At 73.5% G+C, this 15,441-nt stretch carries 13 protein-coding genes; 4 read left to right on the top strand and 9 right to left on the bottom strand.

The genetic code is table 11. The features are described 5' to 3' along the window. Positions 1–209: 209 nt before the first annotated feature. From IE271_RS12725 to miaA, 5 genes are all read right to left on the bottom strand, one after another. Positions 210–1,715 carry a M1 family metallopeptidase gene (locus IE271_RS12725; RefSeq protein ID WP_190190372.1) on the bottom strand — a complete coding sequence of 502 codons (1,506 nt, stop codon included), beginning with the start codon at positions 1,713–1,715 and terminating at the stop codon, positions 210–212. A gap of 67 nt (positions 1,716–1,782) precedes the next feature. Next, positions 1,783–3,912 (bottom strand): RelA/SpoT family protein, encoded by a 2,130-nt coding sequence (locus IE271_RS12720; protein WP_190190371.1) that lies wholly within the window; start codon positions 3,910–3,912, stop codon positions 1,783–1,785. A 202-nt stretch (positions 3,913–4,114) separates the two neighbouring features. Then, entirely contained in the window at positions 4,115–4,984 is an 870-nt protein-coding gene (dapF, locus tag IE271_RS12715; RefSeq protein ID WP_190190370.1) for a diaminopimelate epimerase, read from the bottom strand. 254 nt (positions 4,985–5,238) lie between these two features. After that, positions 5,239–5,790, bottom strand: a complete 552-nt coding sequence (locus tag IE271_RS12710; protein ID WP_190190458.1) for a hypothetical protein — start codon at positions 5,788–5,790, stop codon at positions 5,239–5,241. Between the two features lie 108 nt (positions 5,791–5,898). Continuing rightward, positions 5,899–6,837: a tRNA (adenosine(37)-N6)-dimethylallyltransferase MiaA gene (miaA, locus tag IE271_RS12705; RefSeq protein WP_190190369.1), complete on the bottom strand. Its 939-nt coding sequence runs from the start codon at positions 6,835–6,837 to the stop codon at positions 5,899–5,901. A 181-nt stretch (positions 6,838–7,018) separates the two neighbouring features. Here miaA and IE271_RS12700 point away from each other — a divergent pair, with 181 nt between their 5' ends. Beyond that, positions 7,019–7,447 carry a hypothetical protein gene (locus IE271_RS12700; RefSeq protein WP_190190368.1) on the top strand — a complete coding sequence of 143 codons (429 nt, stop codon included), beginning with the start codon at positions 7,019–7,021 and terminating at the stop codon, positions 7,445–7,447. A 142-nt stretch (positions 7,448–7,589) separates the two neighbouring features. Here the strand turns inward: IE271_RS12700 and IE271_RS12695 are convergent, their stop codons facing one another. Then, on the bottom strand, positions 7,590–8,315 hold the full coding sequence (locus tag IE271_RS12695; RefSeq protein WP_190190367.1) for a class III extradiol dioxygenase subunit B-like domain-containing protein: 726 nt from the start codon (positions 8,313–8,315) through the stop codon (positions 7,590–7,592). Positions 8,316–8,658: 343 nt separating this feature from the next. Continuing rightward, positions 8,659–10,176, bottom strand: coding sequence for a tRNA (N6-isopentenyl adenosine(37)-C2)-methylthiotransferase MiaB (miaB, locus tag IE271_RS12690; RefSeq protein WP_190190366.1), 1,518 nt, complete (start codon positions 10,174–10,176; stop codon positions 8,659–8,661). 159 nt (positions 10,177–10,335) lie between these two features. Between miaB and IE271_RS12685 the strand changes: the two genes are divergently transcribed. After that, entirely contained in the window at positions 10,336–11,334 is a 999-nt protein-coding gene (locus tag IE271_RS12685) for a TAXI family TRAP transporter solute-binding subunit (protein ID WP_190190365.1), read from the top strand. Here IE271_RS12685 and IE271_RS12680 read toward each other — a convergent pair. Together IE271_RS12680 and IE271_RS12675 are read right to left on the bottom strand one after the other, a co-directional pair. After that, the gene (locus tag IE271_RS12680; protein ID WP_190190364.1) at positions 11,324–12,745 is read right to left on the bottom strand and encodes a sensor histidine kinase; all 1,422 of its coding nucleotides are present in this window, start codon (positions 12,743–12,745) and stop codon (positions 11,324–11,326) included. The two genes, IE271_RS12685 and IE271_RS12680, sit on opposite strands and share 11 nt — an antisense overlap. A gap of 9 nt (positions 12,746–12,754) precedes the next feature. After that, positions 12,755–13,441: a response regulator transcription factor gene (locus IE271_RS12675; protein ID WP_190190363.1), complete on the bottom strand. Its 687-nt coding sequence runs from the start codon at positions 13,439–13,441 to the stop codon at positions 12,755–12,757. A 288-nt stretch (positions 13,442–13,729) separates the two neighbouring features. On the opposite strand from IE271_RS12675, the gene IE271_RS12670 reads away from it, so the two are divergent. Together IE271_RS12670 and IE271_RS12665 are read left to right on the top strand one after the other, a co-directional pair. After that, positions 13,730–14,506, top strand: coding sequence for an amino acid ABC transporter ATP-binding protein (locus IE271_RS12670; protein ID WP_190190362.1), 777 nt, complete (start codon positions 13,730–13,732; stop codon positions 14,504–14,506). Positions 14,507–14,544: 38 nt separating this feature from the next. Beyond that, the gene (locus IE271_RS12665) at positions 14,545–15,381 is read left to right on the top strand and encodes a glutamate ABC transporter substrate-binding protein (RefSeq protein WP_190190361.1); all 837 of its coding nucleotides are present in this window, start codon (positions 14,545–14,547) and stop codon (positions 15,379–15,381) included. The last annotated feature ends 60 nt before the right edge of the window (positions 15,382–15,441 follow it).

Raw genomic sequence — 15,441 nt, 5'->3', positions numbered from 1 at the left:
TCTGTGGGATACGTGGTGCGACGGACCGCGTCCGTCACAGTGGACAACGCCCGGGAGGGCCCGGAGATTCCCTCCGCCCGGCCCCGGTCGCGGGCCGCGCCGTCGACCTGACGATGGTCGCACGGTACGGCCCGTCTCGTCACCCGGTTATCGCCCGTGTCCTGCCGGGCGGCGCTCCCGCCGCCCGGCCCGCGCCCGCCGGCCCGCGCTCACCGCCCCTGCTCCCCGGCCCCGGCCTTCGCCTCCGGCGCCCGGCTGCGCCAGTCCGGGTGCCCAGGCATCGGCGGGGTCTTCTCGCCGTACAGCCAGCCCTCGAAGAAGCCGTCCAGGTCACGCCCTGCGATCTCCGACGCGAGCCGCACGAAGTCCGCCGCCGTCGCCGTGCCGTCCCGGTGCGTGCCCACCCAGGCCCGCTCCAGCCGCTCGAAGGCCGGGCGGCCGATCTCCTGGCGCAGCGCGTACAGCACCAGGGCGCTGCCGTCGTACACGTTGGGCCGGAAGATGCCGATCTTGCCGCTTCCGGCCTTCGGGGCCTCGGGCCGCGCGGGCGGGCCGCCGGAGGCGCGCCAGGCGTCGGAGGCCCGGTAGGCGGCCCGCATCCGGTCCTTCAAAGGCCGGTCCGCGGTCTCCTCTGCGTACAGGGCCTCGTACCAGGTGGCGTGCCCCTCGCTGAGCCACAGGTCGGACCAGGTGCGCGGGGTGACGCTGTCGCCGAACCACTGGTGCGCCAGCTCGTGCACCATGATCGACTCGACGTACCACTTCGGGTAGGCGGGCTCGGTGAACAGGTGCTTCTCGAAGAGCGAGAGCGTCTGCGTCTCCAGTTCGAACCCGGTCTGCGCCTCGGCGACCAGCAGCCCGTAGTTCTCGAAGGGGTAGCCGCCGACCTTCCGCTCCATCCAGCGGATCTGGCCGGGGGTCTTCGCGAGCCACGGCTCCAGCCTCCGGCGGTCCTTCGCGGGGACCACGTCGCGGACGGGCAGCCCGTCCGGTCCCTCGCGGCGCACGACGGCGGAGCGGCCGACGGAGACCTGGGCGAGTTCGGTGGCCATGGGGTGGCGGGTGCGGTACGTCCAGGTCGTGGCGGAGCCGGCGGCCCGGCGCGTGCCCGTCGGCAGACCGTTGGCGACGGCCGTGTACCCCTTGGGGGTGGTGATCCGGAAAGTGAAGAACGCCTTGTCGGAGGGGTGGTCGTTGCCGGGGAAGACGCGGTGCGCGGCGTCGGCCTGGTTGGCCATGGCCAGCCCGTCGGCGGTGCGCACCCAGCCGCTCTCGACGCCCTTGCCGGGGGCCGGGTCGCTGTCGTGCCGCACGGTGACGCGGAAGGGGAGGCCCGGCGGCAGCGGGACGCGGGGCGTGACCACGAGGTCCTCGCCCACGGACCGGAACACCGCCGGCGCACCGTCGACCTCGACGGAGCGCACCTTCCCGTGGGAGTGGTCGAGATTGATCCGCTCCAGCCAGGCGGTCGCCCGGGCGGTGATCACGGTGACGGCCGGGAGCGGCTCGCTGTTGCCGCCGGGGTAGGTGAAGGCCAGGTCGTAGGCGGTGACGTCGTAGCCGGGGTTGCCCAGGTGCGGGTAGAGCCGGTCGCCCACGCCCAGCGGGGCCGGCGGGGCGCTCGCGGCGAGGAGGCAGAGGGAGGCGGCGGAGGCGAGCAGGGCCGCCGCCGGCCGTCGCGGGATCCTGGTCCTGGTCCGGAGGGTGCGCAGCATGCACCACGGCTATCAGCGGCCGCACGCCCCACGGCGGCGACGCGCGTCCCACCCACCCGAACGGGTGCTACCGCGCGGCCGCCGCCGCGTACTGCGCGCGCCGCACGTCGTACACGCCCGGCACGTTGCGCATCGCCCTCATCAGGGCGGGCAGCCGGGCGGCGTCCGGCAGCTGGAGCGAGTAGGTGTGCCGTACGCGCTGCTGGCTGGGGGGCTCGACGGTCGCGGAGACGATGGCGACGCCCTCCACGGCGATGGCCTCGGTGAGGTCGGCGAGCAGGTGGGCCCGCCCGAAGGACTCGGCGACCAGGGTGACGCGGCACTCCGTGGTGTCCCCCCAGCGCACCGCGACCTCGGTGCGCCCCGTGACCTTCATGCGCCGGACCCCCGCGCACTCCAGGCGGTGCACGGTCACCACTCCCCCGCGCACGGCGAAGCCGGTGATGCCGTCGGGCGGTACGGGCGTGCAGCAGCCGGCGAGGCGCACGGAGGCGCCGGGCCGGTCGACGACGACGTCCGCGGCGGCGGGGCGCGGGGCGGGGCCGTCGGCGGGCGGGCGCCGGTCGGGGGAACCGCCGCTCCGGGGCGTGTCGGCGGCCGTCTCGGCGGCCGCGGGGTGGGTGGCGAGCCAGCGCTGGATGGCGATGCGGGCGGTGGGCGTGTGCGCGTGCTCCAGCCACTCCCTGGAGGGCTCGGAGGCGGGGTCCTGCCCCATGAGGAGCTGCACGGTGTCACCGTCGCGCAGGACCGTGCTCAGGGTCGCGAGGCGGCCGTTGACGCGGGCGCCGATGCAGGCGTGCGCGTCCTCCCCGTACTGGGCGTAGGCGGCGTCGACGCAGCTGGCGCCCTCGGGCAGCCCCAGCGAGCCGCCGTCGGCGCGGAAGACGGTGATCTCCCGGTCCTGGGCGAGGTCGGCGCGCAGGGTGGACCAGAACGTGTCGGGGTCCGGGGCCGCCTCCTGCCAGGTGAGGAGGCGGGAGAGCCAGCCGGGGCGGGTCGGGTCGGCGCGTTCGCCGTCGCTGTCGGCCTGGTCCTCCGGCGGCCCGGCGTAGGGGTTGCCGAGCGCGATCACGCCGGCCTCGGCGACCTTGTGCATCTGGTGGGTGCGGATGAGCACCTCGGCGATCTCGCCGCTGGGGCGGGCCACGGCCGTGTGCAGCGACTGGTACAGGTTGAACTTGGGGACGGCGATGAAGTCCTTGAACTCCGACACCACCGGCGTGAGGCAGGTGTGCAGCTCGCCGAGGACGCCGTAGCAGTCGGCGTCCTCGTTCACGAGCACCAGGATGCGGCCGAAGTCGGTGCCGCGCAGGTCGCCGCGCTTGCGCGAGATGCGGTGCACGGAGACGAAGTGGCGGGGCCTGATCTGCACGTCGGCCTGGAGCCCGGCCTCGCGCAGGACGCCGCGCACCTCCTCCGCGACCTCGGCGAGGGGGTCGCCGTCCCGGGCGGCGTTGGCGGCGATGAGCTCCCGGGTGCGCGCGTACTCCTCGGGGTGCAGGATCGCGAAGACGAGGTCCTCCAGCTCCGTCTTGAGCATCTGGACGCCGAGCCGCTCGGCGAGGGGGATCAGGACGTCGCGGGTCACCTTGGCGATGCGGGCCTGTTTCTCGGGCCGCATGACGCCCAGGGTGCGCATGTTGTGCAGCCGGTCGGCCAGTTTGATCGACATCACGCGGACGTCGTTGCCGGTGGCCACGAGCATCTTGCGGAACGTCTCGGGCTCGGCCGCCGCCCCGTAGTCGACCTTCTCCAGCTTGGTGACGCCGTCGACCAGGTAGCGGACCTCCTCGCCGAACTGGTCCCGCACCTGGTCGAGCGTCACTTCCGTGTCCTCGACGGTGTCGTGGAGCAGGGAGGCGGTCAGCGTCGTGGTCTCGGCGCCCAGTTCGGCCAGGATCAGGGTCACCGCGAGCGGGTGCGTGATGTAGGGCTCGCCGCTCTTGCGCATCTGGCCGCGGTGCGAGGACTCGGCCAGGACGTACGCCCGGCGCAGGGGGTCCAGGTCGGCCTCGGGGTGGTGCGCGCGGTGGGCCTCGACGACGTGCCCGATCGCGTCGGGCAGCCGGTCGCGGGCCGCGGGTCCCAGGAGCGCCGCCCGGCCGATGCGGCGCAGGTCGATGCGCGGGCGGCCGCGCCTGCGCCGCGCTCCCGGTACTGGACCTGGCGTCGCGGGATTCGTCGCCTCCGCACTCATGGGCACCTCCGGCTGCGTGGACCGGCGGACGGGGTGCCCCACGGCGTACGCGCCGAAGGGGACCGTGTCGTTCCCCCGTCCGGGCCGGTCCTTGATGCTACCGAGCCCACCACGCCCGGCCGACCGCCTCTCGCCGAGCGTGAAACGGATCACCCATTCGAGCGAAGGTTCAGACCTGGCCGGTTTTGGATCTCGAAGTGGTTCACCGCCGGACCGTTTCGAGCCACTCCGTGTCGATCTCGCCCTCGGCGACGATCACCGCGGGCCCCGTCATCTCGATCCCGCCGTCGGGGCGCTCGGTGATCACCAGCCGTCCGCCGGGCACGTCGACGGTGTACGTGGCGGGCGTCCCGGTCGCGGCCGGGTCGACGCCGTCCCGGCGCGCGGCGGCGACGGCCACGGCGCACGCGCCCGTGCCGCACGAACGGGTCTCGCCGGAGCCGCGCTCGTGCACGCGCAGCGCGACGTGCCGGGGTCCGCGGTCGACGACGAACTCCACGTTCACGCCGTCCGGGTAGGCGGCCGCCGGGCTGACGGGCGGCGGGCTCAGCAGGTCGCCGGCGTGGTCGAGGTCGTCGACGAAGGCGACCGCGTGCGGGTTGCCCATGTTCACGTTGCGGGCGGGCCAGCTGCGCCCGCCGACGCGCACGGAGACCTCGCCCTCGGGCAGGAGCGCCCGGCCCATGTCGACGGTGACGTCGCCGTCCTTGGCGAGGTGGACCCTCTTCACGCCGCCGCGCGTGGCGATCGCGAGGTCCCCCTCGGTGACGTGCCCGGCGTGCTGGAGGTAGCGCGCGAAGACCCGTACGCCGTTGCCGCACATCTCGGCGACCGAGCCGTCGCCGTTGCGGTAGTCCATGAACCACTCCGCCTCGGCCGCCATCTCCCGGGCCTCGGGGTGCGCCGCCGAGCGCACGGCGTGCAGCACGCCGTCGCCGCCGACGCCCGCGCGGCGGTCGCACAGGGCGGCCACGGTGGCCGGGGGCAGGTCGACGGTGTTGTCGGGGTCCGGGACGATCACGAAGTCGTTCTCGGTGCCGTGCCCCTTGAGGAAGGCGATCCGCGTGCTCATTCCTCGATCGTACGGGGTCCGCGGGCCGCCTCGCGCCGGGCCGGCGCGACGTCGCACGCCGGCCGGCGCCACGCTCCGGACGGTGCCGGCGCGACGGCTCGCGGAGGCGGTGCGGCGGCCCCCGGGACGGTGCCTCGGAGAGGCCGCTTCCGAGACGGCTTCTCGGGGAGGCTTCTCCGGAGACGGTTCCCGGAGAGGCGGTGACGGGCTCGGGCCCGCCGGGACGCAGGACGCGTCCGGCGGGGCGGTGCCGGTCAGCGCAGGCGGGCCACCCGCCACACCGCGAGCACCACGACGGCGGTGACCACCACGGCGTACAGGAGCACGACCCGCCAGTCCCGGCGGCGGTCGGAGCCGCGCTGGGCCAGCCCGGGCCAGGTGTGGCCGACGCGGCGGGCGGCCATCATGCCCCAGCCCGCCGCGCACGAGCAGATCAGCAGGCCGAGCATGGCGATCATGGCGCCGCTCTCGCCGAAGTCGAAGGCGAGCGGGAACGCGAACATCAGGGAGCCGAGCGCGGAGAGCCCCACGATGGGCGCGAGCTGCCAGATGCGCAGCCTGCGCTGCGGGCGCAGCTCGACCTCGACCTCGGGCTCCGCGAACATCTCGTCGGGCCCGGGCCCGTCGTCGGTCACGCCGGGGGGATCGTCCGGCCCGTCCGGGGTCAGCCGGTCACCGTCCGGCGCCAGTCGGTCGCCGTCCGGGTCCAGCCGGTCGTCGACCGGCTCCGGCACGGTGACGTGCGCACCGCCCTCGGCGGTGACGTTCTTGCCGCCTGGTGCGGTGTCGCGAGGGCCGGCCTCCATCGCCACGCGCCCTCCCAACTCGGACTCCACTTGGTCGATCGAAGCTCGATGATGGCACGGCGCCGGAGGCCCCAACGGCGGGCGGGGCGTCCCGATGCCATGACGTGATCAGGCTGTAACCGGTCGTTCGACCAACGTGAGAGCCAGCCCCGGAAGTTCCCCGGCGTCCGTCGCGGCCCCGCTCAGCCAGTGCACCCTGGGGTCACGCCGGAACCAGGAGTCCTGGCGCCGGGCGAACCGCTTGGTGGCGCGCACGGTCTCGGCGCGCGCCTCGTCCTCACCGCACTCCCCTGCGAGCGCCGCGAGCACCTGCTGATAGCCGAGCGCGCGCGATGCCGTACGCCCCTCCCGCAGCCCCTGGGCCTCCAGCGCGCGCACCTCGTCGACGAGGCCGGCCTCCCACATGCGGTCGACGCGCCGGGCGATGCGCTCGTCGAGCTCGGGACGGGGCACGTCGACGCCGATCTGCACGGTGTCGTACACCGAGTCGTGGCCGGGCAGGTTCGCGGTGAACGGCCTGCCGGTGATCTCGATGACCTCCAGGGCCCGCACGATGCGGCGGCCGTTGCCGGGCAGGATGGCCCGCGCGGCCTCGGGGTCGGCGGCGGCCAGCCGGGCGTGCAGCGTGCCGGAGCCGCGCAGCGCGAGCTCCTCCTCCAGGCGGGCCCGCACCTCGGGGTCGGTGCCCGGGAACTCCAGGTGGTCCACGGCGCCGCGGACGTACAGGCCGGAGCCGCCGACCAGGATCGGCCAGCGCCCCTCGGCGAGCAGTGCGTCGATCCGCTCGCGGGCGAGCCTCTGGTACTCGGCGACGCTCGCCGTCACGGTGACGTCCCAGACGTCGAGGAGGTGGTGCGGGACCCCGCCGCGCTCCTCGGGCGTCAGTTTGGCGGTACCGATGTCCATGCCCCGGTAGAGCTGCATCGAGTCGGCGTTGATGACCTCGCCGCCGAGACGCTGCGCCAGGTGGACACCCAGATCGGACTTTCCCGCGGCGGTGGGACCGACGACGGCGATGACCCGCGGAGCGGGGGCTGCACTACTCACCGCCACAGTCTCGCAAACCCGCACGCCCCTTCTCGAACGAGCGACGTGACGCCACGGCTCCGGGTTCGTTGCCTGTTGCGAGGTTTCAACCGCCGGTTCGAGGACCGGCGCCCCGGGCGAGGCAACGAGGCACACCGGGATGCGCGGGATATCGCCCGCACGAGCACTACATGGAGCGGATATGGGTATTTTCGCGCGACTCCTGCGCAGGTCGAAGGCCACCGCAGAGGCACCGGCCGCCGAGACGGCGGCCACCGTGGTGGCCGACGGCGAGGGCACGAAGAGCGCACCGGCGACCGGGCCGGAGACCGGGGCCGGGGCGGCGGCCGGAACCGGGACCGGGGCCGAGGCGCCCCGGGGAGAGCGGGAAGAGGGGACGGCGCAGGAGGCGCCGGGTACGGCCGGGGAGACGGCCGGTGAGACCGCCGGTGACGAGGCGCGGACCGGGTCGGCGGCACAGGCCGCGCCCGGGGAGGCGGCCGACGAGGCCCCGGACAGGGTGTCGGGCGGGGCGCCGGACGAGGCGTCGGGCGAGGTCGAGATCCCGCGGCAGCAGTCGGCCGAGCGGGCCGTCGACAACGAGCCCGCGGGCGAGGCCGCCCGCAGCTGACCGTTCCGCGGACGGAGGGCCGTCGCCGTACGTCCGCGGCCGGTCCCGGCGGCGAGGAGGAGGGGGAGGCGGGGGCCCAGTGCCCCTCGCCTCCCCTCCGCCGCGGTCCGGCGGTCCGGTACGCGGCGGGCGCCTGTACCGCCTACGTCCAGGCGGCCACCACGTATCCCACGCCGTAGGGCGCGTCCTCGTACAGGAGCTCGCCGGTCAGGGACGCGCCCTCGGCCGCTCCCGCGAGCACCTGCCAGGGGGCGCGGCCCGCGGCCTTCAGCTCGTGCGCCAGGCCGGTGTCCAGCGCCTTCAGCGCCGCCACGTCCGCCGTGCCCAGCGCCCGCGCGACCTCCGCGTCGAAGGGCTCCGCCCGCTCGTCCAGGTACCCGGGCGCCTTGACCGTCCGGCACGCGCTGCCGTCGCCCATCACCAGCAGGGCCACCCGTCCGGCCCGTCCGGCGACCTCCCGCCCCGCGTCGAGGCACAGCACGGGGTCCAGCGGGTCGCCGACGCCCAGCCCCTCGACGGGCGCGTCGATGCCGCCGGCGTGCTCCAGCAGCCAGGCGGCCACGGCGAGGGAGGGCGGCAGCTCGCGGTCGGCGACCTCCGGTCCCCGGCCCCGCCCCGCGCGGCCCAGCCGTACGCCGAGGTCCACGCCGAAGGCGCGGAACGACCCGCGCGCGCCCTCCGCGTGGACGCCGCGGCCGCTCTGCTCGGCGGGCCCCACGACGACCAGCAGGTCGGGGCGCGCGGCGGAGAGCACGCCGAGGGCGTCCGTGCACGCGGCGCGGGCGGCGTCCAGCTCGGGTGCCGCGCCCGAGGCGACCTCGGGCACGAGCAGCGGCGGGCAGGGGCAGACGGCTGCGGCGACAAGCATGATCGGCAGCGTACGCGCCCCGGCGGCGGACACCGCCGGGAACCGGGCCGAAGCCACCGGAACGACCTCAAGCCCGGGGCCGGGAACCCCGCGCGGCCTGCCTGTGACCGGCCCGGTCACGGGCAGGCCGTGATTGGACCGGGATGAGGCCGGACGGGTCGGGACAGGCCGTGATCAGGCCGGGCCGACCGGAACGGACCGGTCGGAGGCCGGCCGGACAAATCCGGCCGGGACCGGCCCGGCCGTCCGGGGGCGGGCCGGGCCCGGGCCGGTCAAAGGCCGGCCGGGGCGGCCGGAACCCTCAAAGAGGCCGGACGGAGGCGGGCCGAGGGCGGGGCCGTGGTCAGTCGCAGCCGCAGGCGCTGCCCGCCGCGACCGGCAGCGGCTCGGGGACGCCGATCCTCGGCAGGCCCAGCATCACGCCCTGGGGCTTCGCGGCCTCGGCCGCGTTGCGCTTCTCCCAGGCGTCGCCCGCGCGCGTGCGGCGCACGTCCAGGACGGGGCCCTCGGCGAGGAGGTGGTGCGGGGCGGCGTACGTGACCTCGACGGTCACCACGTCGCCGGGGCGCACCTCCTGCTCCGGCTTGGTGAAGTGCACCAGGCGGTTGTCGGGGGCACGGCCGGACAGGCGCTGCGTGGCACCGTCCTTGCGGCCCTCGCCCTCGGCGACCATCAGCTCCAGGGTGCGGCCGACCTGCTTCTTGTTCTCCTCCCAGGAGATCTCCTCCTGGAGGGCGACGAGGCGCTCGTAGCGCGCCTGGACGACCTCCTTGGGGATCTGGTTCTCCATGGTGGCCGCCGGGGTGCCGGGGCGCTTGGAGTACTGGAAGGTGAACGCCTGGGCGAAGCGGGCCTCGCGGACCACGTGCAGCGTCTGCTCGAAGTCCTCCTCGGTCTCGCCGGGGAAGCCCACGATGATGTCGGTGGTGATCGCCGCGTGCGGGATGGCCTCGCGCACCTTGCGGATGATGTTCAGGTAGCGCTCCTGGCGGTAGGAGCGGCGCATGGCCTTCAGGACCGGGTCGGAGCCGGACTGCAGCGGCATGTGCAGCTGCGGCATCACGTTCGGCGTCTCGGCCATGGCGGCGATCACGTCGTCGGTGAAGTCGCGCGGGTGCGGCGAGGTGAAGCGGACCCGCTCCAGGCCGTCGATCTGTCCGCAGGCCCGCAGCAGCTTGCTGAAGGCCTCGCGGTCGCCGATGTCGCTGCCGTAGGCGTTGACGTTCTGGCCGAGCAGGGTGATCTCGGAGACGCCCTCGCCGACCAGGGCCTCGATCTCGGCCAGGATGTCGCCGGTGCGGCGGTCCTTCTCCTTGCCGCGCAGGGCGGGGACGATGCAGAACGTGCAGGTGTTGTTGCATCCGACGGAGATGGAGACCCACGCGGCGTACGCGCTCTCGCGGCGGGTCGGCAGCGTGGAGGGGAATGCCTCCAGCGACTCGGCGATCTCGACCTGCGCCTCCTCCTGCACGCGGGCGCGCTCCAGCAGGACGGGCAGCTTGCCGATGTTGTGCGTGCCGAAGACGACGTCGACCCAGGGCGCCTTCTTCACGATGGTGTCGCGGTCCTTCTGGGCAAGGCAGCCGCCGACGGCGATCTGCATGCCGGGCCGCGCGGCCTTCTTCGGGGCGAGCCGGCCGAGGTTGCCGTAGAGGCGGTTGTCGGCGTTCTCGCGCACCGCGCAGGTGTTGAAGACCACGACGTCCGCGTCGCCGTCCGAGCCCTCGGGCGCCCGGACGTACCCGGCGTCCTCCAGCAGCCCGGAGAGCCTCTCGGAGTCGTGGACGTTCATCTGGCACCCGTACGTGCGCACCTCGTAAGTCTTCACGCCCACTTCCAGGCTCCGGTCGCTGCTGCTCATGCAACAAGGGTAGGCGGTGCCGGACGTGCTCCCGTCCCGCCCGTGGACGAAGGGCCCCGCGGACCGCCCGCCCCACCGCCCGGTCCCGGGTGCCCCGTCCCGCCCGGCCCCGGCGTCCGGCCCTGGTCAGCCCGGCGCCCGCCTGGCAGGATCGCGCGCATGTCCAAGGCGCTCCTCCCTGTCGGCCGGCGCCGGGCCCTGTGGGGTTCGGCCGCCGGGCTCGTCGTCCTCGGGCTGCTGGCCTGGTGGCTGCTGCCGCTGGGCGAGAGCTCGCCGAGCGGCAGGGTGACCTTCAGCACGGGCACCCGGAACGGCGTCTACCAGCGCTACGGGGAGCTGCTGGACGACGAGCTCGCGGACCGGCTGCCGCGGCTGGACATCGAGCTGAGGGACAGCGAGGGGTCCCAGGAGAACATCGCCCGCGTCGCCACCGGCGAGGCCGACTTCGCCATCGCCGCCGCGGACGCCGTGCAGCAGTACGTCGCGGACGACCGGCCGGGCGCGGACCTGCTGCGCGCCTGCGCGCGGCTCTACGACGACTACGTGCACGTGGTCGTGGCGGACACCTCGCAGGTGAAGTCGGTCCGGGACCTGAAGGGTCTGCGGGTGGCGATAGGCCCGGGCGGCTCCGGCGTACGGCTGATCGCCGAGCACGTGCTGAAGGCGGCCGGCCTCGACCCGCGCACGGACATCGAGCAGTCGTCCGAGGGCATCGGCGCCATGCCGCGGCTGCTGGAGGAGGGCAGGATCGACGCCTTCTTCTGGTCGGGCGGGCTGCCCACGCGCGCGGTGACGAGCCTGTCGCAGGAGTTCGGCATCCGGCTGGTGCCCATCGAGGAGTCCCTGGTGGAGGAGATGCACGAGCAGGGCGGCGCGTCCGGCTACTACCGGGCCTCCGTGATGCCCGCCGACGCCTACCGGGAGGCGCAGAAGGGCCAGTCCGTGCCGACGCTGGCGGTGGCCAACCTCCTCATCACGCGGGAGGACACCGACGCCGGACTGACCGAGGACGTGACCCGCACGGTGATCGACAGCCGCGGGACGATCGGCCGCGAGGTGCACGCCGCGCAACTGGTGGACCTGCGCACGGCCGTCTACACCGACCCGCTCGACCTGCACGAGGGCGCGCGGCGCTACTACCGCTCGGTCAAACCGTAGCCGCCGGGGGCGGCGCCGAGCGCGGCACCGTGACCGTCACCCTGAGCCCGTGCGGCTCGTGGCGCGCGTAGGCGATGGTGCCGCCGCCGGCCGCGAGCAGGGCCCGGGAGATGGACAGGCCGAGGCCCGAGCCCTTGATGTTCTGGTGGCGGCCGCTGCGCCAGAAGCGGTCGCCGACGCGGGCGAGTTCGTCGTCGGCGAGGCCGGGGCCGTGGTCGGTGACCACGACGGTGGACGTCTCGCCGTCGGCCGCGACCTCGACCTCGACGCTCTCGCCGGGCGGCGTGAACTTCAGCGCGTTGTCGATCACCGCGTCCAGGGCGCTGGACAGGGCCACCGGGTCGGCCCAGGCGGTCGTGGGCGGGCAGGTCCCGACCAGGCGTACGCCCTTGTCGTCGGCGAGCGGCGTCCAGGACGCGACGCGCTCGGCGGTCAGGTCGCCGATGTCGGTGAGCATCAGGTCCGCCTCGGCGTGCTCGGCGAGGGCGAGGTCGAGCAGGTCGTCGAGGACCCGGGCGAGCCGCTTGCCCTCGGCGCGGACCGAGGCGATCTCCTCGTTGCCCTCGGGCAGTTCGAGGGCGAGCAGCTCGATGCGCAGCAGCAGGGCGGCCAGGGGGTTGCGCAGCTGGTGGGAGGCGTCGGCGACGAAGGCGCGCTGCTGCTCCAGGACGTCCTCGACGTGGTCCGCCATCTCGTTGAACGAGTGGGCCAGGCGCTGGAGTTCCGGCGGGCCGCCGGCGGCCGCGACGCGGGACTTCAGCCGGCCGGTGGCGATGTCGTGGGTGGTGGCGTCCAGGACGCGCACGGGCCGCAGCACCCAGCCGGTCAGGCGCAGGGCGGCGCCGACGGCGAGGAGCATGGCGGCGGTCTCGCCCGCGGCGATGACCAGCCAGCCGCGCAGGATCCTGGTGCGCATCTGGTCGGTGGGCGAGTCGGTGACCACGACCGCGACGACGTCGCCGTCCCTGATCACCGGGGAGGCCACGACGAGCCGGTCGCGCTGCCAGGGCCACACCTGCTCGGGATCGTGGCTGCGGCGGCCCAGACGCGCCTCCTCGAAGGCGTCCCGCCCCTCGCCCTCCTTGGGCACGTACCAGTTCACCGGCGCGTTCGCCATCACCTCGTCGGACTCGCGGTAGAAGACGCCGGCCCGGATGCCGTACAGGTCGTAGTAGGTCTGCAGTTCCTTGCCCAGGGTCTCGGTGCGCTCGTCGCTGCTGGTCAGACGGGAGCCGCCGCGCCGGTCGGTGACGAACTGGGCGAGGGCGGCGAAGCGCGCGGTGTCGTCGATCCGGTCGACGACGACCCGCTGCTGCTCGGCGGCGGCCACGCTCACCGCGAGCGGGACGCCGAGGGCGAGCAGCACGGCCGCCATCAGGACGATGAGCAGGGGGAGGAGTCTGGTGCGCACCTGTCCCCGCTAGGCCGCCGGGGCGACGAGCCGGTAGCCGACGCCGCGTACGGTCTCGATGAGCGCGGGCATGCGCAGCTTGGAGCGCAGCGACGCGACGTGCACCTCCAGGGTGCGTCCCGTCCCCTCCCAGCTGGTGCGCCACACCTCGCTGATGATCTGCTCCCGGCGGAACACCACGCCGGGGCGCTGGGCGAGCAGGGCCAGCAGGTCGAACTCCTTGCGGGTCAGCTGGACCACCGCGCCCCCCACGCTGACCTGGCGGGTGGGCAGTTCGATGAGGACCGGGCCGAGCCGGACCGCCGTCTCGGGGGACGAGGCCGTCTCCTCGGAGGCGGTGCGCCGGCTGACGGCGTGGATGCGGGCGAGCAGCTCCCCGGTGTCGTAGGGCTTCACCACGTAGTCGTCGGCGCCCAGGTTGAGCCCGTGGATGCGGGAGCGCACGTCCGCGCGCGCGGTCACCATGATCACCGGGGTGGTGGTGCGTTTGCGGATCTTCCCGCACACCTCGTAGCCGTCCTGGTCGGGCAGTCCCAGGTCGAGCAGGACGACACCGAAGCCGTCGCTCTCGGGAACGAGCGCGCGCAGCGCCTCCTCCCCGTTGCGGGCGTGCGTGACGTCGAACCCGTGCCGGGCCAGGACCGCTGACAGGGCGGCGGCCACATGGTTGTCGTCCTCGACGAGCAGCAGTCTCATTCCGGCCCCCTCTTGTTCAGTTCGCGGTCGTACGGTCCGTGTGCGGGCACGGCGCACGCGCGCGCGTGCACCACGGCAGTCACGCCGATGAGGGCGGACGGCGTCAAGGCCCCGCCACGCTCGAGGGGCTTCCGTTACCCAGCCGGTACGCGGCTCTTCGCAGGTCATCACGGTCGGTGGCCGGTTGCTACCCGATCGTTATGCTCAGATTCCCCTCAGATGTAATGACGCTGCTCTCACGGGGTTACTACTGTCCTCCGCAACCGAGGAGGACGGAGCAAGAGGCCGATGACCGAAGTATCGGTGACCAAGGACGCCGTATCCACGGCCGAAGACCTGGTCGTGCTGAAGAACGTGAACAAGCACTTCGGTGCGTTGCACGTGCTCCAGGACATCGACCTGACCATCGCCCGTGGCGAGGTCGTCGTGGTCATCGGTCCGTCCGGGTCGGGCAAGTCCACCCTGTGCCGCACGATCAACCGCCTGGAGACCATCGACTCCGGGGACATCACCATCGACGGCAAGCCGCTGCCCCAGGAGGGCAAGGAGCTCGCCCGGCTGCGCGCCGACGTCGGCATGGTGTTCCAGTCGTTCAATCTCTTCGCGCACAAGACGGTGCTCGAGAACGTGATGCTGGGCCAGCTGAAGGTCCGCAAGGCGGACAAGCGGGCGGCCGAGGAGAAGGCACGGGCCCTGCTGGACCGCGTGGGCGTGGGCACGCAGGCGGACAAGTACCCGGCGCAGCTGTCCGGCGGCCAGCAGCAGCGTGTCGCGATCGCCCGCGCGCTGGCGATGGATCCGAAGGTGATGCTCTTCGACGAGCCGACCTCGGCCCTCGACCCCGAGATGATCAACGAGGTCCTCGAGGTCATGCAGCAGCTGGCCCGCGACGGCATGACCATGGTCGTCGTCACCCACGAGATGGGCTTCGCGCGATCGGCGGCGAACCGGGTGGTCTTCATGGCCGACGGGCGCATCGTCGAGGAGGCCGCGCCCGACCAGTTCTTCAGCAACCCGCGCAGCGACCGGGCCAAGGACTTCCTGTCGAAGATCCTGCACCACTGACGGCCTGTCTTCTCTTCACCACGCAAAGGACATTCACCATGAAGCTCCGCAAGGTCACCGCCGCCTCGGCCGTCGTGCTCGCCCTCACCGCCACCGCCACCGCGTGCGGCTCCGGCGACAAGGACAGCGGCTCCTCCGGGGGCGGGGACAAGATCACCATCGGCATCAAGTTCGACCAGCCGGGCCTGGGCCTGAAGGAGCCCGACGGCAGCTACTCGGGCTTCGACGTCGACGTCGCGACCTACGTGGCCAAGGAACTGGGCTACAAGGAGTCGGACATCGAGTGGAAGGAGACGCCGAGCGCCGACCGCGAGACCGCCCTGGAGCGCGGCGACGTCGACTTCATCGTGGCGACCTACTCGATCAACGACGAGCGCAAGAAGAAGGTCGACTTCGCCGGCCCGTACCTGCTCGCCCACCAGGACCTGCTGGTCCGCTCGGACGAGAAGGTCACCGAGGGCGAGGACCTCAACGGCAAGAAGCTGTGTTCGGTCACCGGCTCCACCTCCGCGCAGAACGTCAAGAACGACTTCGCGCCCAAGGCCCAGCTGCAGCAGACCGGCACGTACTCCGAGTGCATGGACGGACTGGTGAGCGGTGCGGTCGACGCCCTGACCACCGACGACTCGATCCTCGCCGGCTACGCGTCGCAGGAGCAGTACAAGGGCAAGGTCAAGCTGGCCGGCCTGAAGCTGAGCAACGAGAACTACGGCATCGGTGTCAAGAAGGGCGACACCGAGATGGTCGACAAGATCAACACCGCGCTGGAGAAGATGGTCGCCGACAAGGCCTGGGACAAGGCCGTCGAGGACAACTTCGGCCCGGCCGACTACAAGAACGAGCCCGCCCCGAAGATCGGCGACATCGTCAAGTAAGGCAGGAAGGGGTGGCGGGCCGCTCGGTACGGCGGCCCGCCCCCGCCCTCGGCACACGCG

It is taken from the genome of Streptomyces minutiscleroticus, from assembly GCF_014650875.1.
GTDB classification, from domain to species: Bacteria; Actinomycetota; Actinomycetes; order Streptomycetales; family Streptomycetaceae; genus Streptomyces; species Streptomyces minutiscleroticus.
Note: the sequence above shows the minus strand (reverse complement) of the source record. Positions and strands in the feature narration are given on the sequence as shown.